General features: G+C 43.5%; 24 protein-coding genes and 4 tRNA genes. 23 read left to right on the top strand and 5 right to left on the bottom strand.

All coding sequences use genetic code 11. The features are described 5' to 3' along the window. Position 1 precedes the first annotated feature (1 nt). The 9 genes from BK126_RS14185 (at position 2) to BK126_RS14150 (ending at position 6,774) form a co-directional block, all read left to right on the top strand. On the top strand, positions 2-856 hold the full coding sequence (locus BK126_RS14185) for an ABC transporter ATP-binding protein (protein WP_076313212.1): 855 nt from the start codon (positions 2-4) through the stop codon (positions 854-856). 21 nt (positions 857-877) lie between these two features. After that, positions 878-2,353 (top strand): ABC transporter substrate-binding protein, encoded by a 1,476-nt coding sequence (locus BK126_RS14180; protein ID WP_143757724.1) that lies wholly within the window; start codon positions 878-880, stop codon positions 2,351-2,353. Positions 2,354-2,476: 123 nt separating this feature from the next. Further along, positions 2,477-2,641 carry a hypothetical protein gene (locus BK126_RS29435; RefSeq protein ID WP_170862441.1) on the top strand — a complete coding sequence of 55 codons (165 nt, stop codon included), beginning with the start codon at positions 2,477-2,479 and terminating at the stop codon, positions 2,639-2,641. A gap of 92 nt (positions 2,642-2,733) precedes the next feature. Next, positions 2,734-2,807: transfer RNA gene (locus BK126_RS14175), tRNA-Met, on the top strand. 45 nt (positions 2,808-2,852) lie between these two features. Beyond that, positions 2,853-2,926: transfer RNA gene (locus tag BK126_RS14170), tRNA-Ile, on the top strand. Between the two features lie 676 nt (positions 2,927-3,602). Next, the gene (locus BK126_RS14165) at positions 3,603-4,907 is read left to right on the top strand and encodes a hemolysin family protein (RefSeq protein WP_076313210.1); all 1,305 of its coding nucleotides are present in this window, start codon (positions 3,603-3,605) and stop codon (positions 4,905-4,907) included. 78 nt (positions 4,908-4,985) lie between these two features. Further along, a complete protein-coding gene (locus BK126_RS14160; RefSeq protein WP_076313209.1) occupies positions 4,986-6,056 on the top strand; it encodes a hemolysin family protein in 1,071 nt (356 codons plus the stop codon). A gap of 220 nt (positions 6,057-6,276) precedes the next feature. After that, positions 6,277-6,477: a hypothetical protein gene (locus BK126_RS14155; protein ID WP_076313208.1), complete on the top strand. Its 201-nt coding sequence runs from the start codon at positions 6,277-6,279 to the stop codon at positions 6,475-6,477. A gap of 12 nt (positions 6,478-6,489) precedes the next feature. Then, on the top strand, positions 6,490-6,774 hold the full coding sequence (locus BK126_RS14150) for a hypothetical protein (RefSeq protein ID WP_076313207.1): 285 nt from the start codon (positions 6,490-6,492) through the stop codon (positions 6,772-6,774). A gap of 7 nt (positions 6,775-6,781) precedes the next feature. Here the strand turns inward: BK126_RS14150 and BK126_RS14145 are convergent, their stop codons facing one another. Both BK126_RS14145 and BK126_RS14140 read right to left on the bottom strand, forming a co-directional pair. Beyond that, positions 6,782-7,003, bottom strand: a complete 222-nt coding sequence (locus BK126_RS14145; RefSeq protein ID WP_076313206.1) for a DUF2905 domain-containing protein — start codon at positions 7,001-7,003, stop codon at positions 6,782-6,784. Positions 7,004-7,122: 119 nt separating this feature from the next. Continuing rightward, positions 7,123-7,341 (bottom strand): hypothetical protein, encoded by a 219-nt coding sequence (locus BK126_RS14140; protein ID WP_076313205.1) that lies wholly within the window; start codon positions 7,339-7,341, stop codon positions 7,123-7,125. 487 nt (positions 7,342-7,828) lie between these two features. Here BK126_RS14140 and BK126_RS14135 point away from each other — a divergent pair, with 487 nt between their 5' ends. The 6 genes from BK126_RS14135 to BK126_RS14110 all read left to right on the top strand — a co-directional run bounded on the left by BK126_RS14135 (position 7,829) and on the right by BK126_RS14110 (position 11,980). Then, on the top strand, positions 7,829-8,230 hold the full coding sequence (locus tag BK126_RS14135) for a hypothetical protein (RefSeq protein ID WP_076313204.1): 402 nt from the start codon (positions 7,829-7,831) through the stop codon (positions 8,228-8,230). 239 nt (positions 8,231-8,469) lie between these two features. Further along, a tRNA-Leu gene (locus BK126_RS14130) sits at positions 8,470-8,555 on the top strand. A 101-nt stretch (positions 8,556-8,656) separates the two neighbouring features. After that, positions 8,657-9,325 (top strand): uracil-DNA glycosylase, encoded by a 669-nt coding sequence (locus tag BK126_RS14125; RefSeq protein ID WP_076313203.1) that lies wholly within the window; start codon positions 8,657-8,659, stop codon positions 9,323-9,325. 28 nt (positions 9,326-9,353) lie between these two features. Then, complete coding sequence (locus tag BK126_RS14120) at positions 9,354-9,773, top strand: hypothetical protein (RefSeq protein ID WP_076313202.1); 420 nt, start codon at positions 9,354-9,356, stop codon at positions 9,771-9,773. 257 nt (positions 9,774-10,030) lie between these two features. Further along, positions 10,031-10,444 (top strand): WGxxGxxG family protein, encoded by a 414-nt coding sequence (locus BK126_RS29835; RefSeq protein WP_076313201.1) that lies wholly within the window; start codon positions 10,031-10,033, stop codon positions 10,442-10,444. Between the two features lie 336 nt (positions 10,445-10,780). Continuing rightward, positions 10,781-11,980 carry a hypothetical protein gene (locus BK126_RS14110; protein WP_076313200.1) on the top strand — a complete coding sequence of 400 codons (1,200 nt, stop codon included), beginning with the start codon at positions 10,781-10,783 and terminating at the stop codon, positions 11,978-11,980. Positions 11,981-12,078: 98 nt separating this feature from the next. Here the strand turns inward: BK126_RS14110 and BK126_RS14105 are convergent. Continuing rightward, positions 12,079-12,151 (bottom strand) — tRNA-Val (locus BK126_RS14105). Between the two features lie 136 nt (positions 12,152-12,287). Between BK126_RS14105 and BK126_RS14100 the strand changes: the two genes are divergently transcribed. From BK126_RS14100 to BK126_RS14070, 6 genes are all read left to right on the top strand, one after another. Continuing rightward, a complete protein-coding gene (locus tag BK126_RS14100) occupies positions 12,288-12,509 on the top strand; it encodes a hypothetical protein (protein ID WP_076313199.1) in 222 nt (73 codons plus the stop codon). 118 nt (positions 12,510-12,627) lie between these two features. Further along, positions 12,628-13,071 (top strand): GNAT family N-acetyltransferase, encoded by a 444-nt coding sequence (locus BK126_RS14095; protein WP_076313198.1) that lies wholly within the window; start codon positions 12,628-12,630, stop codon positions 13,069-13,071. Positions 13,072-13,194: 123 nt separating this feature from the next. Then, positions 13,195-13,434 carry a DUF3892 domain-containing protein gene (locus tag BK126_RS14090; RefSeq protein ID WP_047910910.1) on the top strand — a complete coding sequence of 80 codons (240 nt, stop codon included), beginning with the start codon at positions 13,195-13,197 and terminating at the stop codon, positions 13,432-13,434. Between the two features lie 405 nt (positions 13,435-13,839). Continuing rightward, the gene (locus tag BK126_RS14080) at positions 13,840-14,034 is read left to right on the top strand and encodes a hypothetical protein (protein ID WP_076313196.1); all 195 of its coding nucleotides are present in this window, start codon (positions 13,840-13,842) and stop codon (positions 14,032-14,034) included. 187 nt (positions 14,035-14,221) lie between these two features. Further along, positions 14,222-14,779: a stalk domain-containing protein gene (locus tag BK126_RS14075; RefSeq protein ID WP_076313195.1), complete on the top strand. Its 558-nt coding sequence runs from the start codon at positions 14,222-14,224 to the stop codon at positions 14,777-14,779. Between the two features lie 126 nt (positions 14,780-14,905). After that, a complete protein-coding gene (locus BK126_RS14070; RefSeq protein WP_047910914.1) occupies positions 14,906-15,208 on the top strand; it encodes a DUF1292 domain-containing protein in 303 nt (100 codons plus the stop codon). 76 nt (positions 15,209-15,284) lie between these two features. On the opposite strand, the gene BK126_RS14065 is transcribed toward BK126_RS14070, so the two are convergent. Next, the gene (locus BK126_RS14065) at positions 15,285-16,760 is read right to left on the bottom strand and encodes an aminotransferase class I/II-fold pyridoxal phosphate-dependent enzyme (protein ID WP_076313194.1); all 1,476 of its coding nucleotides are present in this window, start codon (positions 16,758-16,760) and stop codon (positions 15,285-15,287) included. Between the two features lie 128 nt (positions 16,761-16,888). Then, positions 16,889-17,521: a DUF1054 domain-containing protein gene (locus tag BK126_RS14060; RefSeq protein ID WP_076313193.1), complete on the bottom strand. Its 633-nt coding sequence runs from the start codon at positions 17,519-17,521 to the stop codon at positions 16,889-16,891. 324 nt (positions 17,522-17,845) lie between these two features. On the opposite strand from BK126_RS14060, the gene BK126_RS14055 reads away from it, so the two are divergent. Further along, on the top strand, positions 17,846-18,445 hold the full coding sequence (locus tag BK126_RS14055; protein WP_076313192.1) for a hypothetical protein: 600 nt from the start codon (positions 17,846-17,848) through the stop codon (positions 18,443-18,445). A 252-nt stretch (positions 18,446-18,697) separates the two neighbouring features. Then, the gene (gene gndA / locus BK126_RS14050; RefSeq protein ID WP_076313537.1) at positions 18,698-20,110 is read left to right on the top strand and encodes an NADP-dependent phosphogluconate dehydrogenase; all 1,413 of its coding nucleotides are present in this window, start codon (positions 18,698-18,700) and stop codon (positions 20,108-20,110) included. The last annotated feature ends 13 nt before the right edge of the window (positions 20,111-20,123 follow it).

The following is a 20,123-nucleotide window of genomic DNA, read 5'->3' as shown; positions in this document are numbered from 1 at the left end:
TATGATTCACTGCGAAGGATTGGTCAAGATTTATAAAACCAGCGAGGTTGAAGTGGTAGCTCTTCAAGGTCTGAACCTGACTGTCGAAGATGGTGAGATGATGGCCATTATTGGCAACAGCGGCAGCGGCAAATCAACACTGCTTAATATCCTGGGGGGGCTGGATCGTCCTTCTGCTGGAACAGCGGTTGTGGGAGATTGGGATCTGCTCAAGATGACCGAAGCACAGCTTGTGGAATACAAGAGACACACCGTCGGCTTTATCTGGCAGAACAATGGCCGGAATTTGCTTCCCTACATGACAGCTCTCGAAAATGTGGAAACACCGATGATGCTTGGGGGGAAATATGATCGGAGCTATGCAAAACAGCTGCTTGAATGGGTAGGGCTTGAGCACCGAATGCACAGCAGACTTCAGCAATTATCAGGGGGAGAGCAGCAGCGGGTCGCTATTGCGATCTCTCTGGCCAATCGGCCGAGTCTGCTCCTTGCTGATGAACCTACAGGTTCTGTTGACAGCGAGACAAGCGACCGGATCATGGATATATTTCGCAAGCTCAATCGGGAACTGGCCGTCAGTGTTGTCATTGTCACTCATGATCTGGCCCTAGCTAATAAGGTAGACCGAATTGTTGCTATTCGTGACGGGCTTACCAGCACCGAATTTGTGAAACGCAACGCCAATTTGGACACAGAGGTTGTTCCAGGCATGAGCGAGGTGCATGAAGCGTTTGTCATTATCGATCGAGCAGGCCGTCTTCAAGTGCCGAGAGAGTATTTAGAAGCGCTGTCTATTGATAATCGGGCTACTCTTGAGTTTGATGGTGAGCGTATCGTCATTACGCAGCCTAAGTAACCATAGAAAGGGAGAATGGGAATGATAAAGAAATCTGTATTTAGTCGACCCGTCATCGCTATGCTGACATGTATGACTTTGCTGACCCCACTTCTTGCAGCATGTACTTCTAATGAACCATCTGAAGATCAAGAGGAGAGAGTGCTTCGAATCGGGACCGTGTACGGAAGTAATGATGACACCTATTTTAGACAGCAGTATACGGATATTTTTGAGGTGCTGAATGACAATATAACGATCGAAATTGTACCTGCAGTAGACCAGGATCAGTATCAATATTTCGACTATACCAAGAATGAACAGCCAGAGCAGCCAGACACCTTGGAAGCAGTCAAGAAGCTGATGACCGGCGAGAATCCAGTGGATGTCATTGTCGGAGATACCTCTCTCTTAAAGTCGCTTATTCAGGAAAATATGCTGACACAGCTTGATCCGCTTATTGCCGAGGATGAGTTTGATACGACGGATATTGTGCCGACTGTGCTGGATGGGATCAAGGATATGGGAGATAACAACTTGTATGCACTGACACCTACTTTTTCATCCTCTGCATTGTTTTATAACAAAGCGATTTTTCAAAAGGCCGGGGTCGAACCACCGGCGGATGGAGCGACTTGGGAAGATATATTTGATCTTGCAAGACGTGTAACGAGTGGTGAAGGCAAGGATCGGGTTTACGGCTTCTCCTTTAGTCAATATGCCGGAGATCCGTTCTACAATGTTCAAATGTATGCTGGTCCATTGCAGCTGCGTACCTTTGATGACAAGGCGGAAACGATGACAGTCAACAATGATTCCTGGGAGAGAGTGTGGGATACTGTGGCTACTCTGGCTCGGGACAAAATTGTGCCTGGTCAGGAGATGTTTGAATATCAAACGGAGCAGACCGAGTTCAATCCTTTTCAAGGCAATATGTTTATGGAAGGAAAGCTCGCTATGGTTGTTTCGGACTACAGTTATGTCACAAGGCTGATTAATGATAACAAGTACGCTGAAACGGATGATAAGTTTGACCCGATTGATTGGGATGTAGTGACTCCTCCTGTACATCAGGAGAAACCGGGCATTGGCGGGAGTGTATATTTAAGCAGCCTGATGGCCATTAACAGCAATGCTCAAAATCCAGAGGATGCATGGGAATTCATTAAGTTTCTGAACGGTGAAGAATGGGCTAAGGTCAAGGCAAGGAGCAGCTATGAGATGGTGTCACGGAAGAGCTATATCCAGCCTAAGGAAGGACTAGATTATAACATTGCCGCTTTCTACACATTAAAGCCGATACCCCCGACAAGCACGGATATGAACACACTGTACCAGAAGATGCCGAATCTATGGCAGGTAGACTCCGTGGGGCAGAAATACTTCAATGAAGTTGTAGAGAATAAGAAGACACCGAAGGAAGCACTGAAAGCCTGGGAGCAGGATGGAAATGAAATGCTGCAGAAGCTGAAGACAGATCCGAAGGCGAGCTTCGAGGATAAATTAGGTGCAAACTAAATAAAATGATCAAAAGGGCCGCTTGATTAAATTTCATCTTGCGGCTATTTTTTTCGCATTTGGGTATCCTAATGGTAGAAAGGAAACAACATCCACTATGGAGTCAAAGGAAGATGAACACGAGTGAAATGGGTATATTATTCAAGATTATACGGAAGTAAGTTTCAGGCGGGCTGCTTCGCGAAGCGGATGGAGCAGGACGGATGGATCTATGGACATGATGAGCCGCAGCAGGTGGAGGTATACAAATCACGTAAGGGGCGGTATGGTGTCCGTTTTATTCCGTAATTAGCAGCATTCGTTCCTCCAAAAAAAGTGCCTTGACAATTCTATTACACATCATGTATATTATTAGATGTCGCTGTTTTAAGTTTTAATGACGCGGGGTGGAGCAGCTCGGTAGCTCGTCGGGCTCATAACCCGAAGGTCGCAGGTTCAAATCCTGCCCCCGCAATTGTTACATACAGCGTACTCATATGTGTAATAGAATATTGATTCAGGGCCCTTAGCTCAGTTGGTTAGAGCGGTCGGCTCATAACCGATTGGTCGGGGGTTCGAGTCCCTCAGGGCCCATACCTGAACAGCCTTTGCGTAATAAGCAAAGGCTGTTTTATTTTATTTTCTTAGATCGATTTCATATTCATATGAAATGGATTCTTTTCTCTTACAATATTGTAAGTAATGTGTGAGTTAACTTCATAGCAGAGAAAGAGGATCAAGTACATTTATATATAGGTATAGGCATGCAAAATGGTGGGTTTAATAGAGCAATTTTTGTTTAATTGGTCCATATATTGTTTATATAATTTAGACTTTTCAATATATTGTAGAAAGAATGAGTTTTGTACATTCTTAATGAATTCATACGCTGGACTTATATCAAGGTACGATAACATTACCTTTTGTATAAGATCTTGAGGCATCGGCAGCTATTATAAAGCTGTAACCATAACGTTGAACTGGATGGTTAGCAATCAATCATGATATACTTGTAGGAATATTACGGAGGGGAGGTGGACACATTGGGAAGGCGTTACTGTATTTTGAATCGCAGACGCAATTAAACGAACGGAAAATATTCAAGCGGGCTGATCATGATGGCATGAACAAGGTTCTTCTCATGAACACCGCCCCTCATCGGCCGAAGTTGTAATGTATATTTCATTCGAACTTTTAAATTTAAATACAGTTATTCAATAGAGATGCTGTAAATATTCCTGGAGGTGAATCCCTCTTAAGAGGGAAATTATTGGACATTATCACGTTTACCAATTTAATATTACTTGTCATATTACTTGCGCTTACTGCGTTTTTCGTTGCTGCTGAGTTCGCTGTAGTTAAGATCCGGATGTCGCGTATCGATCAGCTTATCGCTGAAGGAAACAAGAAAGCAGTGGTTGCCAAAAAAGTAGCTACAGATCTGGATTATTATTTGTCAGCCTGTCAGCTCGGTATTACGGTTACTGCACTTGGTCTAGGAGCGCTGGGTAAACCGGCTGTTGAGAGTCTGCTGTATCCGGTGTTTAACTACTTTGATTTGTCCGAGGCTGTTTCATCTGTGGCTTCTTATGCGATTGCATTTATCTTAGTTACCTTCCTGCACGTGGTTGTAGGTGAAATGGCACCGAAGACATTGGCGATCCAATTTGCGGAGAAGATGACCTTGCTGCTCGCAGCACCTCTCTATTGGTTCGGTAAGATCATGTCCCCATTCATTTGGGCATTGAACGGTTCTTCACGCGTTATGCTGCGTGCTTTCGGGGTTAAGCCAGCGGGTCACGAACAGGCGTATTCTGAGGATGAGATCAAGATCATCATGAATCAGAGCTACGAAGGCGGCGAGATCAATCAGACAAAGCTTGCTTATATGGAAAATGTATTTTCCTTTGATGAACGGGACGCGAAAGACATCATGGTTCCGCGTGTGGATCTGGTAACGCTCGATATCGACATGGTTTATGCAGATATTGTTCCTATTTTTGATGAGTATAATTACTCACGGTATCCGGTTGTTGAAGCTGGAGATAAGGACAAAATTATCGGTGTAGTCAACGTGAAGAAGATGCTCCCTCATATCGTAGACGGAAGTGAGCATCGCCTTGAAGAATTTGTGCGTGAGCTGCCGTATGTCTCGGAAATTACACCAATTCAGGAAGCGATGATCAAAATGCAGCAGCAAAGGGTGCATATGGCAGTCGTTATTGATGAATACGGCGGTACTTCCGGGATTATAACGATGGAGGATATTCTAGAGGAGATCGTTGGCGAGATTCGCGATGAATTTGACAGTGATGAGAAGGCCGACATCCAGCAGCTTGGAGAGAACGAATATCTAATCAGTGGCCGAGTCTTACTGGATGAGCTGGAGAAGCAATTCGGCTTCATATTTGACGGAGCTGATGAGGTAGATACGATTGCCGGCTGGATTCAATCCAAGCGGGGGGCTTCTCTTGAGGAAGGCGATGTCGTTGAACAGGATGAGCAGGTATGGAAGGTCAAGGAGATGGATAACTTCCAAATCAAGCAGGTCGTATTAAGTAAAATTCAACAATAATTTTGTTTTTTGTAGATCTTAAATATGTAAAATACTATAGGACTCTGGAGGTGAATCCCTCTTATAAGAGGGAAATCATTGGACGGAACAATTGCATTAAATTTGTTTTTGGTAGCTGTATTCATTGGACTGACAGCATTCTTCGTTGGAGCTGAATTTGCGATTCTCAAGGTGAGGATGTCACGGATCGACCAATTGATTGCGGAAGGCAACAAGAAGGCTGTTCTAGCCAAAAAGGTCGCACATGAGCTGGATTATTATCTATCGGCGTGTCAGCTGGGAATCACGATTACGGCGCTCGTTCTGGGTGCATTGGGTGAACCAACAGTCGAGAAAATGCTTCATCCGGTTTTTGATAGCTGGAATCTGCCGGCAGCCCTATCGACGGTATTATCCTATGTTATTGCCTTGTCGGTTGTTTCCTTCCTGCACGTTGTTATTGGTGAGCTTGCTCCGAAGACACTGGCTATTCAGTTCTCTGAGAGAATGACTCTGCTGCTGGCAGGTCCGCTGTATTGGTTCGGTAAGATAATGTATCCTGTAATTACTGCACTGAACAATTCGGCTCGCCTCTTGTTGAAGATTTTTGGTGTGAAGCCTGCAGGTCATGATACCGTGTATTCAGAGGAAGAACTGAAGCTGATTGTCAACAACAGCTATGAGAGTGGAGAAATTAATCAGACAGAGCTTGATTATTTGAAGAATATTTTTGATTTTGATGAGCGCATATTGAAGGAGATCATGATTCCAAAAGGGAAAATAGCTACCTTTAGCAGTGATATGTCCCTTGAGAGCATACTTGAGGTCATTCATCAGTATGAGTACACCCGTTACCCTGTTATTAATAAAGGGAATAAAGAGCAATATCTTGGCTTTATCAACACGAAAGAAATGCTGACAAGCATTGCTGCAGGCAGAGAATTTGATCTGAACGGTTTTATTCATCCGATGCCAAGTCTTAAGGAGACCTCGCCCATTAAGGATGTTCTTACTAAAATGCAGCAGAATCGGGTTCATATTGCACTTGTAACCGATGCCAGCGGCCAAGTTACAGGGCTCGTTACGATGGAAGACATATTGGAAGAGATCGTAGGAGATATTCATGACGAATATGATGATATTGCAGTGAACAGTGCGCCTGCCCATTAAGGGACGATCTGTTACGTGAAAGTTTATATAGATCTCATATCGTTGGAAAAAGACCCTTGCATATTGGTATGCAAGGGTCTTTTTGCGTAAGACTCCGTATGATGCATCTTATCATAGATTTGAATTTTTAAGAGTGAAGAAGACAAATTTTACAGTTGATAAAAGAACGTGTGTTCCTATATAATAGATACAAACAAATGTTCTTATTTGGGGTGAGCTTATGCCACGTAAATATATTGGCAAGGTTGTAGAAATCGTTTATCTGGATCGAGCAGGGCAGGTTAGTCAACGTAATATTGAAATTCATCGAATAGTAAATGGCAGAATTTATTCCACATGTCTTCATACAGGGGCTCCGAGAACCTTTAACGAGGAGAATGTGCTGGCTTGGCGACCTGTTAGAACAACGATAACAGCTTAGGGAGTGATGAGGATGATGCCTGATTTTGAACGCAAACTGCTGCGGATCCTATACAATTTTTGTGGGCAGCGGAGACGCATGCCTCAAATGATGGAACTGGAAGTCAAGACCGGAAGAACAGAAAGTGGTATTCGGAAGGCTCTGAGAGAGTTAGAAAGACAAGGATTTATTAAGTGGCAGGATCAATCATCTACAGAACACATTATGATTCTAGAGGGCTGGGAGCCAGAGGAGCAAACGCCGGTGCGTTCGATACCAGCTTCATCAGATGGAATGGATTATTGGACGAAATACTAGCTGCTGTTTATTTCATAAAGTGGCGGATAATCCAGGAGATCAACGTAAGGATAAGACTAATAACGATACAAGTAACAATGGGGAAATAGAATTTAAAGTTCCCTCGATCTACATAAATATCTCCTGGTAATTTACCAAGTTGCACAAATCTTCCGAGAACCATCCAGATCAAGCCAATCACGATCAGTGCAATCCCAGCAAATATGAGAAGCTTAGGCATATTGTTCATTACTAGCTCACCCCCATTAAATAATAAATAGCCAGAGCCATGATGCCAAGCCCCAGCTAATTCATATCTATGATTTACATTGCGTTGTAAATTTATGAACAGTACATTGTAGGATAACTTTAAGATAAAGCCAATTTTCTTGAGCGGTTAATACTGATAATCCGGGTAATTTGCTCTACTTCCTCATATGGTATCCAAACCGGACCAAAGGTTGTTTTTAATACAAGCCTTGATGAATGATCTGTAGGAACAGGATACCCAGTTAGTGTCTCTCCATCTTTGCTTCGTACCATGATCTGCTGATTACGTTTCATCGCAATAATCGCTTCTTTATTCATAAGCCTATTCTCCCTATGCCAGTGATTAATGTAATGAATCAGGTCTAATTACATTGCAAACTGGTTGTTTTATCACATCTTTTTTCACTTTCATGTCTACGAATAGTCTATCAGAACTAGTTCTAAATTTCTACAATAATCCAGAAAAAAATATCTTAAAGTTAAATAAACCAATTCGGCTGGAGTTTAAACATTCGTGATGAATATGAAGAAATGAGTGAGTAAGTTTAATGTGGCAGATAATATGGGTATAACTATCTTAGGAGGAATGCACAATGAATATTCATGGATGGTATATCGTTATCTTTGCTGTAATTATTGCTGCGGGTATTGGTGGCATTGCTTGGTGGATGAGAATGGCGAGCAGAAAGAAAGGGTACAAGGAAGAATAATCTGTGTTTTAGCTAAATAAAGGTAGCTCGTTATTATTCTGTAGATCTGCTTTCTATTCAGGGTACCAGATCAACTTCTTAGAGGGAGCAGAAATATGATGAATGTATTAAAATTTGGGATCGTCATGATGTGCTTATTATTTCCTGTCGCTTGCGCCACAGACTCTGCAGAGCGGGAAGAATCATCCGCAGGGACAGTTCAGACGGAGAACAACGATCCTTTTGTTACATGGTCTGGTGGGGTTCCATATAAAGTAATTACCGAGGAGGTTCTTCCAGATAAGTTGGCAAGTGAAGAGCTAGGTGAAGTAACGATGGAAGTAACTTTATCGGAATTAACAGAGGATAACGAGCTTAAAGGTCAAGACGGCTTAAGCAATTATTTGAAAGCGGGATCGCTCATATTTCAATTAAAAGATGCGAACACGAATGAGGTTATTCTTGTTGAACATGAAGGCCAATTATACAAAGCCGTGCGCTTAGATCATGAAGAATAAACTATTCATGGCGATGCAAACGTTCAGGAGTCCATCTCGAAGAGGTGGATTTTTTTGTGCGGTTAAAGTCAGATCAAGATTTCATGAATATAAGTAAGCACAGAGCTTGTCAAAACGTGACTGTTCATATATAATAAGAGATACCGGATTTTTGAGCATATTTGCTGGGGAATTCGAAAGTGGTTGTGGATTGTTCTTTAACTTTACATTGAGTTTGGTTAAACAGTCTATACACATACGCCGGGGTGGCGGAATTGGCAGACGCACAGGACTTAAAATCCTGCGATGGGTGACCATCGTACGGGTTCGACCCCCGTCCTCGGCATACATTTAGATGAAATAGGCTGGCTCCTAACAGGAGTCCAGCTTATTTTTTTAGATATCTATATATGGTATAAAGTGATTGGGAATGAGGAGAGCAGATATATGTTTAATAATGACTGGGATGAACTGCTGCGTGACGAGATGAGTAAGGATTATATGCAAGAGCTTCGATTGAAGCTGGCTGTTGAATATAAGACGCAAACGATATATCCTCCGAAGGAAGACATATTCAATGCGTTGAAATTGACCTCGTATGCGAATACAAAGGTTGTGATTATTGGACAAGATCCATATCATGGAGCGGGTCAGGCGGAAGGGCTAAGTTTTTCTGTCAAAAAAGGGGTTAAAATCCCTCCATCTTTGCGAAATATATATAAAGAATTACATAGTGATCTTGGGGGGGCCATCCCTACACATGGGTCTCTTCAGGATTGGGCGGAGGAAGGAGTTCTGTTACTAAATAACGTATTAACTGTGAAAGAGGGAGAACCTGCTTCACATCGCCATATCGGATGGGAGCGGTTTACTGACGCGGTAATTGAGAATTTGAATATTCGGGAGCAGCCTGTCGTGTTTATGCTCTGGGGAAGTCACGCACAGAAGAAGGGGGCATTCATAGATCGTTCCCGTCATCTGGTTATAGAATCAGCTCACCCGAGTCCGCTTGCAGCTCGGCACGGTTTTTTTGGAAGCCATCCATTTTCTCGAGCGAACGCCTTCTTGGAAGAAGAAGGAATCAAGCAAGTAAATTGGATAATCTCGGACAAGTAACAAGAAGAACACGGAGGTGAACGGGAGAATGAAACACTGGGTAGGCCAAAGAGTGCTGGTGGAACGAGCAGGTGGTCGTAAAGATCCCGTTCAAGGGATATTGCTGAAGTGGGATGCAGATGCCGAAATCATCGTCGTAGGAGCGAAGAGAGTCAAGATTCCGTTTAGTCAAATTGTACGAATTCATCGCTTGCCTGAGGATGCCTATGGAAAAGGCAAGAAAAGAGCAAGATCTTCTATTCATACGGTCGGATATGTGATGCGTCAGTCGATTCAATTTGATAATGCAATTTACTTCAAATCTGCGGTAACGGTATGGAAAGGGGTTAAACTTATTTCGTACCGGACGACAATCAGCTCTCATGACGACCATAATGTGGTACTTGAAGACGGGACAGTCCTTGATAAAGAACTGTATACGTTCGTTGTGAGGTCAAGGCGTGGATAAGATCTCATTATTTTAATTTAAATTTTATGTTTCTATCATGCAGCGTTAATAATCATGCGGTATTCTGTACTCGTAACCCTTCAAGAGATGATTGGTATATATGAAAACTCACCGGCTGCAAACGGTGGTTTTTTTGCTGTACATAAAAATTAGGATTTGCCCCATTTTTCCCCCACATTGATGCTTGTATAACTTTAAATTGCGGAGGGGATTATACAAGCGACAGGCCAAAACAATAATCAGTGGGGTGAATGATGATGAAAAAGCAATGGGCAGCCACTTTAGCAGCTGCAAGTATTTCTATGGTAATTGCTGTTCCGGCAATGGCTGAAACGAACACAAACCATATGAACGATAATCCGGTTAAGAATTCGGTTAATCGTTTGGAAAAAAACTTGGGTATTGATGGGACAGACAACGGTACAACAAACATGAATCGTACTCGCACAATGAACAACATGAACAATAATATGTACGATGGCAGAGGTACTGGAACTGGAACTTACAATACCAATGCTTACAACAATGGTACTTATGGTACCAATAACGTTCGAGCAAACGCGACAACAGATCGTGGAAACGGCTGGGGATGGCTTGGTTTGTTAGGTCTGTTCGGCCTTGCCGGGCTTCGCAAAGAGAAGCATGAGGGAACACCTCATCACGCGAAATAATTGGAGTAAACAGAGAGAAGTGACAAAAAAGATTTGAAAAATCAGGATACCCGCCCTGTCATCTAATCTAGGTATTCATATACTATCTCATACCTTAGAGATAAGGAGGAGAGCAGCATGAGTGAAGTATCTAGATCCGGATATTGTGGAGGTTACAATGGTTGGTCTTCCATCGGAGCGATTCTTGTTCTTTTCATTCTACTTGTCATCATTTCCAAAACCATTCTATACTAATCACCAAAAAATAAAGGATCCCAGGTATCTGCGGGTCCTTTATTTTTTTGGTATAATCTCCTCAAACATCTCACCAAATGAAAACTGAGAGGAAGAATAAACATGGGAATCAACTTTCATTCTGCAGCAGATGTGCTGCTTGAGCTCGATGTAGAACCGTTATGGCAGGGATTTCGAAAAGTCGCCTACGCGATATATAACTCGAGCGAAGTTTTCCTATTTCACCATCCCAAATTTCAATCAGATACGTTTCATCAATTGAAATGGGACCAGCCATTCGTCGGTAATACGTTAATTATGTATAAAGATCATCCTACAGCAATTGTGAACGTGGAAGGAATTGAGGATATGGCAGAGCTCAAGTCACTCCTTGTGCATGAGCTGTTTCATGGATTCCAGTATTTATGCGAAGAGAAGAGGTTCCCAGATGAGCTATTGGGTTTAACCTACCCTCTTCTTGAAGAGAATGTGGAGCTTAGGAGTCGGGAAAGGCAATGTCTTCGTCTTGCGCTGGAGGCAAGTGATACACAGATAAGGGATGGTCATTTATCCGAGTTTTTTAAATTTCGCAGTAGGAGAAAAGAGCTGCTGGGTTCATATTTTACATATGAGACAAGGGTAGAGACCATAGAGGGGCCTGCTTATTATGTGGAACTGAAGGCATACGCCAAAGAGTCAACACAATCATTGCGTTCTATATTGAATCTGTTTGGACAAGAATTGATAAATTCAAAAGCCGCCACACTTCAATTAAGAAAAAGCTGCTACTACTCGGGCTTGTGGATGTGCTTGCTGCTGGATGAGTTCACAGAACGATGGCAGGAGGATTTTTTACATTCGGAGAATTGTTTGTACGAATTTCTAAGATCTCATTCCCACCCGGAAGAGCAAAGTAAAATAAAGGATATTAAAGTAAGTGAAGAGACGGAGACAACAATAGAATATGTTAAAGATAACAGAACGGCTGCGTTCAAGCTGTTTGAAGAGAGTGCAGGATTTCACATATTTATTGAAGGAGATATAGCTGTGAAGAGCATCGATCCGCAAAATATAGATGCACTGCCTGGCAGGCTTCTTCATCAAAACTATGTTAAACTCGCCTTTGGTAACGACGAAATTTTGATACAGCAGCCTGTTGTTTCCTATTATGAGACGGATCTCTGGCAGGCATCAAAACTCCATGTGATTGTAGAAACAAGACCTGTAATCTGTGAAGATAAAGTTAGGCTGGATGGAATCGGTGAGATCAGGGGAGTACATAAATTTAAAGAAGAAGGATATATTTTCCAACTGTACGTGTAATGGGAAGAGGCAGCACGAGTCGAGAAGGATAGTCCGCACTACATCATATGAGCTGAGAAAAAAAGAGAAACCCTTGATATACAAGGGTTTCTCAGTGATGATCTGTAGTGGGCTCGAACCACTGACCCCTACCCTGTCAAGATAGTGCTCTCCCAGCTGAGCTAACAGATCATGGAATAATAATAAAAAGTGAATAAATTTATATTATCAGGCTTATTATGTGATGTCAATCCCTGTCCTATGTTTAATTTTCCCTCAAATGAGCAACCTTAAAAGGATGAAAATTACAACAAGAGGATGGGGTTCTATGAACAGAAGTGTGACCCGTAGTCTGATCATACTTATGATCTGTGGAATAGTATTAACCAGCATAACAGGATGCACCTTAACTCCTTCACAGGAAACAATTAACCTGCAGCTGATTGAGCCAGCTGAGTCAGATCTTCCTGTAATCGATGAGGTATATCGAAAATCCGTAGGCGATGAAGTTTACTCCAAGCCATCAAATGAAGAAACATTTTTACCGTAGCAAAGGTGCAAATGCTTGCTTTAATTATCCATATCGAAGACAGACTGTACGATCACTGCTGATGTAGTGTATAATGGTTTGGATTTTTGCATTTATGGATAGTAAGAGGGGGAGACGTATGCCAGCCGAGATTATTAATGTTACAACACAAGAACAGCTTGAAGCTGGGCTGAACATTCGCAAAACGGTGTTCGTAGAGGAACAGAACGTTCCAATAGAAGAGGAAATAGACCAATATGATGTTCTGAGTCCGGATGCACACCATATTTTAATTCAGGATGGACAAGAGATGGTGGCTACCGGCCGCTTGATTTATTATAAAAAAGATACAGCAAAGCTGCAAAGAATTGCTGTCCTGAAGCCTTATCGGGTAAACGGATATGGTCGTGTACTGATTATGGCGCTTGAAGAAAGAGCAAAAGACCTGGGATTAGCCTACTCTATATTGGATGCACAATGTCAGGCAGAAGGCTTCTATAAGAAGCTTGGATATGAAGTGATCTCGGACGAGCCTTTCTATGATGCAGGTATACTGCACGTACGGATGCAGAAAAAGCTCTAAGCGAGAATATTATCTTTCATAAGAAGTCCACTTATTGGGCACAATCATAGATGTCGGAGATCAGGTTATCCTGAATCCGAGCAGGTTACAAACTATGGCTGCAAAAAAGGAGTGTATGTTCTTATGGAAAATAACACACGCGAGCAATTTGTTGCCGTTCAAAAAAACGGAGACGGAGATTTAACCGCATTTAAGACGTCAACGGGCCGAGTGCTTGATTACAATCAAGCGTTGAATGAGATCCAAACCGGATCCATTGCAGGAGTAAATGTATTCAAAGCGAAAGATGGCTCCCTTCGTATTCGCGGAGATGCCGATGGTGATCCGACGAATAATTTGGATCAACTGCCTATCTTTCAATAAAATATCTTGATCGTTTGTCAAAGGGAAGCCTGAGTATAGGGCTTCCCTTTTTGTTTGCTTTTTAACAATGACTATGTTTATTCGCGAACATAGTCTGGCCCTTACCACCCAGCGGAATTTTTTGGAGCCCGAACGACTTTTTGCGAAGCAACCGGAGAGAGGGAGCCAAAAAATGGAGCGCCTGACTTTTGCGAAGCAACCGGAGAGAGGGAGCCAAAAAATGGAGCGCCTGAAGCAACCGGAGAGAGGGGGCCAAAAAATAGAGCGTCAAAATAGAGCGTCAAAATGGAGCACCAACGCACTCTCTTATGCACCTTCTCCGCGAATCCCCATACAATGCATTACCAGGCACACGAAGCTGCAGATGAACATGCCTTAAACACCTACGAAAGAGGGGAAGCATCCATGGCAAAGGGGAAGGGGAATAAAGGCGGGTCAAGTAAGGAAAAGGTGCGGACAAGTATGAAGCTGGTGACGTCCGAGGTGTGTGAAGTCTGTAAAACACCGTGTGAACGCGGAATGGCATACGCAGAGCGCATGCGGGAACCGGGAGCAGTAGGGAAGGGCGTCCCTTGCATCTTGACCAAGCCTAAAGGTTAGACCCAAATGACGTGCACCGGGCCCTTTCAAGGAACGGTGCATGTTAAAACCCAGCATAGAAGAAGCGGCAGGATACATATTTCGTAAATTTTTCTGAAAAATTTTCCAAACGTACCGCAACTTGTTCTCCGGGATGAAGTATAAATAGACATACTATATTCTCATTGCTGGAGGGGAACAAGAGCTTATGAAGTGGAAAAGAACGCTTGCCCTTGCAATTGTGTTCTCGCTCTTGGGCAGCGGATCCATGTTGTTTGCTGACTCGGTTACCGAACGAATTCGTGTCATTATTAATGGGCAAGAAGTAAGCGGCGGTGGTTACTTTATAAATGGAACGACATACGCTCCGGTCCGTGAGATTAGCGGGCTTGCTTCATGGGATTCAGGAAATGGCAAGGTTACCATTACCAAGCCGAATGTGCATATCACTTTGTTCAAAGGTGAGACAGTGTTTGGGAATGTCAATGTAGGTAAATTAAAGTTTAACGTGTTAAGTCAGGTCGATAGTCTGGATGGGAAAATTTCTGAGGTCAAAGTAGCGATCACCGACCCCTCCGGAAACGTGAAAAATATACAATCCGAGAAGCTGGGCAGCGGATCGAAGGATAATTTTTGGTTCAAAACAAATGATTTTACTTATGATTTTAAAAAAAGCGGGAATTATAAAGTAGGGTTCTATATGAAACCGTCAGGCAGCAATTCGTTCTTCCTTGTTTCGGAAAAAGTGATTACGGCCTTGGATTAGAGTTTCATTGATTTTGTCCCGTAATAGTGTTACGATACGTCCGTATGATTACAAGTGCGACCGTAGTATGATGTTACAAATGCCTATCGTATGATTACAATATAAATATAAAAGTGAGGTATTCTCATGAGCGATCACAATCATGTTCACGATGAACATTGCAACCATGACCACGATCATGAACACGAAATGGCTGTTCTTACCCTGACAGACGAGAATGGTGCAGAGGTCGAAATGATCCTGGCGCAAACTTTTGATGTAGACGGCAAAGAGTATGCGGTACTGCTCGAGCGCGATAACCCTGAAGCGGACGGATTAATTCTTCGTCTTGAAGAAGAGAACGAAGAAGTTGCACTGTATCAAATCGAAGATGAAGAAGAGTGGAACCGCGTTGAAGCAGCTTTCAACGAAATGGTCGAGAACGAGTAATCGACGCCATCTTCTCAACAGATGAAAAGACCAGACAAGTTGTCTGGTCTTTTCTGTTGCGCTAAAGCGGCATGTATTAAAAAATAGGCTCTGCTTCGACGATCACTTTGACATTCTGAATCGTCCGGTCCTCGGGTCCTTTAACAGGCAGACCAACCTCGACATGCTCAATGATGTAGTCGATATTATCCTGAGAAATGACCTCACCCGGCAGCAGAATCGGTATACCTGGTGGATACACATAAATAAATTCGGCAATAATGCGGCCCTCCGATTCCTTGAACGGAATCACCTCGGTATCACCATAGAAAGCCTCACGCGGTGTCAGCATCAGCTGAGGAATTTCTGGGATTTTAACGACAAGCTCATTGGCTTGATTCACATTGTAATACGTGTTCGACAGCTCTTGTAGTGCATTAAGCAGTGTATTGACAGTGTCATCATTATCGCCTGGTGTGATCAGGCAGAGAATGTTGTACATATCACTCATTTCCACTTCAATGTTGTAATGCTTGCGAAGCCAGTTCTCTGTATCATAGCCGGTGAGTCCAAGATGTCGAACATGAATGGTCACCTTGGTCGGATCGTAGCTATAGGTGGCTTCTCCGCCTAGTATTTCTTCGCCGAAGCAGTACAGCCCTTCGATATCATTAATCGCCCGGCGGGCATACTCCGCAAGATCAATGGCCTTCTGAGCCATGCTGTGTCCATGGAGTGCAAGATTACGTCTTGCTGTATCCAGTGAAGACAACAATATATAAGATGTAGAAGTTGTAGTCAGCATACTGATAATCGTCTGTACCCGCTCTGGATTAACGAATCCGTTCTTGGTATTCAGGTTCAGGACCGAGCTTTGCGTCATCGAGCCGCCTAATTTGTGCACACTTGTAGAGGCTAGATCTGCACCAGCTTCCATAGCAGACATAGGAAGATCCTCATGGAAATGAATCAGTACACCATGCGCCTCATCCACAAGAACGGGCACTTGGTAACTGTGAGCCAGCTCCACAATCTCCTTCAGATTCGCACAAACGCCGAAATATGTTGGATTAATGACAAGCACACCCTTTGCATCAGGATGGCGTTCCAGTGCCCGGCGTACCGAACCAACTGTAATTCCGTGATCAATACCGAGATTTTCGTCACTGACCGGAGAAATAAAGATCGGTTTGGCTCCGGAAAAAATGATGGCAGACATGACTGATTTATGCACATTCCGCGGCACGATAATCTTCTCACCAGGTCCGCATACGGACAAGATCATGGTCATAATCGCACTGCTTGTCCCTTGTACACTAAAGTAGGTGTAATCTGACCCGAATGCATCGGCAGCCAGCATTTGTGCTTCTTTAATTACTCCAGTCGGTTGATGCAAATCGTCAAGTGGCGCGATATTGATCAAATCTATGGAAAGGGCGTTATCCCCTATGAATTCGCGAAACTCTGAGTCCGTTCCAAGTCCTTTTTTGTGACCAGGGATGTGAAACTGTACCGGATTGTTAGCCGCGTGGTTCTTAAGTGCTGTAAAGAGCGGCGTACGACGGTGATCCATGGATGCTGTCACAACCTTTCATTATTAAGAATAATCAAACCTAGATGAGTATAGCAAAATGAAAAGGGAATGAAAATGGATTTTTTATGATCCGGCCTTTTATTTATAAATATTGGGATATACTCTGATTAAAATGACATTTTATACAAGGGCAGCAGGGCTGCGAAAGTCTCTTCTATAGTCTTGCCGAACTTCTGACCATCCAGAAGGAGCGGATCATCCTTGTCGATACGAAGTCCACATAAAACCTCGGATTTCTTCACATTTTTGAGTCGTTCCGCCATACGCTGAAAATCTTCCTTCGTCATGTCTGCATGATTTGTTCCTTCCGGAATCATATGGTCGGTGGACCAATAATAATGTCCGGGTATATTCTGTGCTACTTCTTCAAACTGACGGGATAATGCTTCAGCGAACACTTCCTTATTGCTGCTCTCATAGATGATGGCGAAGATCACGAACGCATGTGTACCGAACATTCCAACTTGAAAATGGGGATATGCCTTGTACCCTCTTTTATTGTTGGCTACTGCAACCCAGGTATCGTTCGGCGGATTCACCTTCCGGCGGGCATGCTTCGCAACGTGGACAAACATGTCTTCGCCGCACAGCTCGCTGAGGAATGGCGCTGAGGCCGCCCCAATGGCCTCAAGCTTCGGCCGAACCCGTTCAATCAATAGCTCCATGCGGGGCTCCAGTCCGGGTACCTCGAATACTTCAAAATCCGCTTCATTTAATGAGGGGTATGTGAGTTGTGACATTATAAGTAATCCTCCTTATAGGTTAGCATGAACCTAAACACTATCCAATATAATAGTATACACAATATTACGCGACTCATTATAACACAGGAGTCCCCGCTTCCCCTCTCTTCAAGTTTGTACATTTGCTGGATAGTTGATGAAGATTATCGGGTAAAAAAATGGTCAAACGACTAAGTACGCTTCCCTTGAAGTCAGTATAAAATAGGGTAAGCCGACTTATGGTGGAGCGAAGAATGGCAAGGATACCAAGGCGGCAAGTCTCATTTTTTAATAAGTAAGATCCGGCTCACATGATCGTAAAAAAATGGAGGAGGAAGTGCCATGAACAAGAGCTATGAAGTGGAATACTGCAATTTAGAGCTCCGGTTTAGCCGCCTTCGTATCCAACAGCTCATTAAGGATCTCATTCAGGAAGGGTATTCGCTATATTGGAGCGAAGATGAGGATTACTTTATTTTGTCCGTACGTACAGGCCGCAAATTAGTAAAGCTGAAATTTCAGCAAATGAGAACTGGTGATTATAAGTTGATTGGTGACTATATCATCAAGGATGCAAAGCTTGCAGAATATATCGAGAAATTGATTGGAGACACGAGAGGGCATGCTGTCGTTCGCAGATTCAAGGATCATATTATCGTAATAGAAAATATTTTGTTCGGTGAGGTCATCAGGCTCGTCGAAGTGTCGGGCTTCAAGCAGAAGGTGATCTATCAGAAGGGGCCGGCACCAACGCTCGAGGAAATGGAAGAGATGTTCACCTCCACGGAAGGGGAATTAAGACTTACACTGCTTCGGATGGAGATCGACGATGAGCTGGAACGGCTGTATGAGGCCATCGGTGCAAATGATACAACAAGGGCAGACAAATGCCGCGCAAAGCTTCTTCAAATGCAGGATCGAATGCTGATGCTTGAATGGTGAGGCTGCCACAAATATATAAAGTAAGAGCAGAGAGTTTGAGCATTTAATGAACACCTCGTGAATAGAGGTGTTTTACCCTTGTTTTGGAGGACCCGGTATTTTACTTCCAAAACCAAACACGATAGAATAGGGGTATTGTTGAAGCGCACTTCATTATACTACATAGATAAAAGGACTGCAGACGTTATGCTTCCTCATGAAGGCGATCGACAGTGGAAGTCAAAAAAATACGAAGCAAAGGATGGAGATAGAGTGGCAAAACAACAAATTGGTGTTATCGGCCTCGCCGTTATGGGTAAGAATCTGGCCTTGAATATTGAGAGTAAAGGCTTCTCGGTTTCTGTATTCAATCGTTCCCCGGAGAAAACGCAAGATCTTCTAAAAGAAGCTGACGGCAAAAACTTGGTAGGAACGTTCTCTATAGAAGAATTCGTACAATCTTTGGAATCTCCTCGCAAAATATTGATTATGGTACAAGCTGGTCCTGCGACAGACGCGACGATTGAGCAGCTGGTTCCGCATCTGGATCAAGGCGATATTATTATTGATGGAGGAAATGCCTACTTCCCTGATACACAGCGCCGCAGCAAGGAGCTTGAAGAAAAAGGCTTCCGCTTCATCGGTGCAGGGGTTTCCGGTGGTGAAGAGGGCGCTCTGAAAGGTCCATCCATTATGCCTGGTGGACAAGAAAGTGCTTATGAGCTTGTGAAGCCGATTCTGACTTCGATTGCAGCTCAAGTAAATGGCGAGCCTTGCACAACATACATCGGTCCTGACGGTGCAGGACATTATGTGAAGATGGTGCATAACGGTATTGAGTACGGCGATATGCAGTTAATTGGTGAAGCTTACCATCTGCTCAAGGATGTGCTTGGACTGAACGCTGAACAATTCCACGAAATATTCAGCGATTGGAACAGAGGGGAGCTCGACAGCTACCTGATCGAAATTACAGCGGATATCTTCTCGAAATATGATGAAGAGACAGGCAAGCCTATGGTAGATGTGATTCTCGATGCTGCGGGTCAAAAAGGTACCGGTAAATGGACAAGCCAAAGCGCCCTGGATCTTGGCGTGCCTCTGTCCATGATTACAGAATCCGTATTCTCCCGTTTCCTGTCTGCGATGAAGGAAGAGCGTATTGCAGCAAGCAAAGTGCTGAGCGGTCCGAAGACAGAAGCATTCACAGGCGACAAAGCGGAGTTTATTGAGAATGTCCGCAAAGCCCTGTTTGCAAGTAAAATCGTATCCTATGCTCAAGGCTTCGCACAAATGCGTGCAGCTTCTGATGAGTACGGCTGGAACCTGAAATACGGGAATATCGCAATGATCTTCCGCGGAGGCTGCATTATTCGTTCCCAGTTCCTGCAGAATATTAAAGATGCTTATGATAAGGATGCCGAGCTGAAAAATCTGCTCCTCGATCCATATTTCAAAAATGTGGTTGAATCCTATCAGGATGCTTGGCGTAAAGTGATCTCCGTCGCCGTTGCAAATGGTATTCCGGTTCCTGGCTTTGCAAGCGCCCTGTCTTATTATGACAGCTATCGTACGGAAAGACTTCCAGCAAACCTGCTGCAAGCACAGCGTGACTATTTCGGAGCTCATACCTTCAAGCGTGTGGATAAAGAAGGTACATTCCATTACAACTGGATGGGGAACTAAGAATCCTTCCGTA

Origin of the sequence: Paenibacillus sp. FSL H7-0326 (genome assembly GCF_001955535.1) — a bacterium.
Taxonomy (GTDB): domain Bacteria; phylum Bacillota; class Bacilli; order Paenibacillales; family Paenibacillaceae; genus Paenibacillus; species Paenibacillus shunpengii.
The sequence above is the reverse complement of the archived record's forward strand: the minus strand, read 5'-3'. Positions and strand labels throughout refer to the sequence as shown.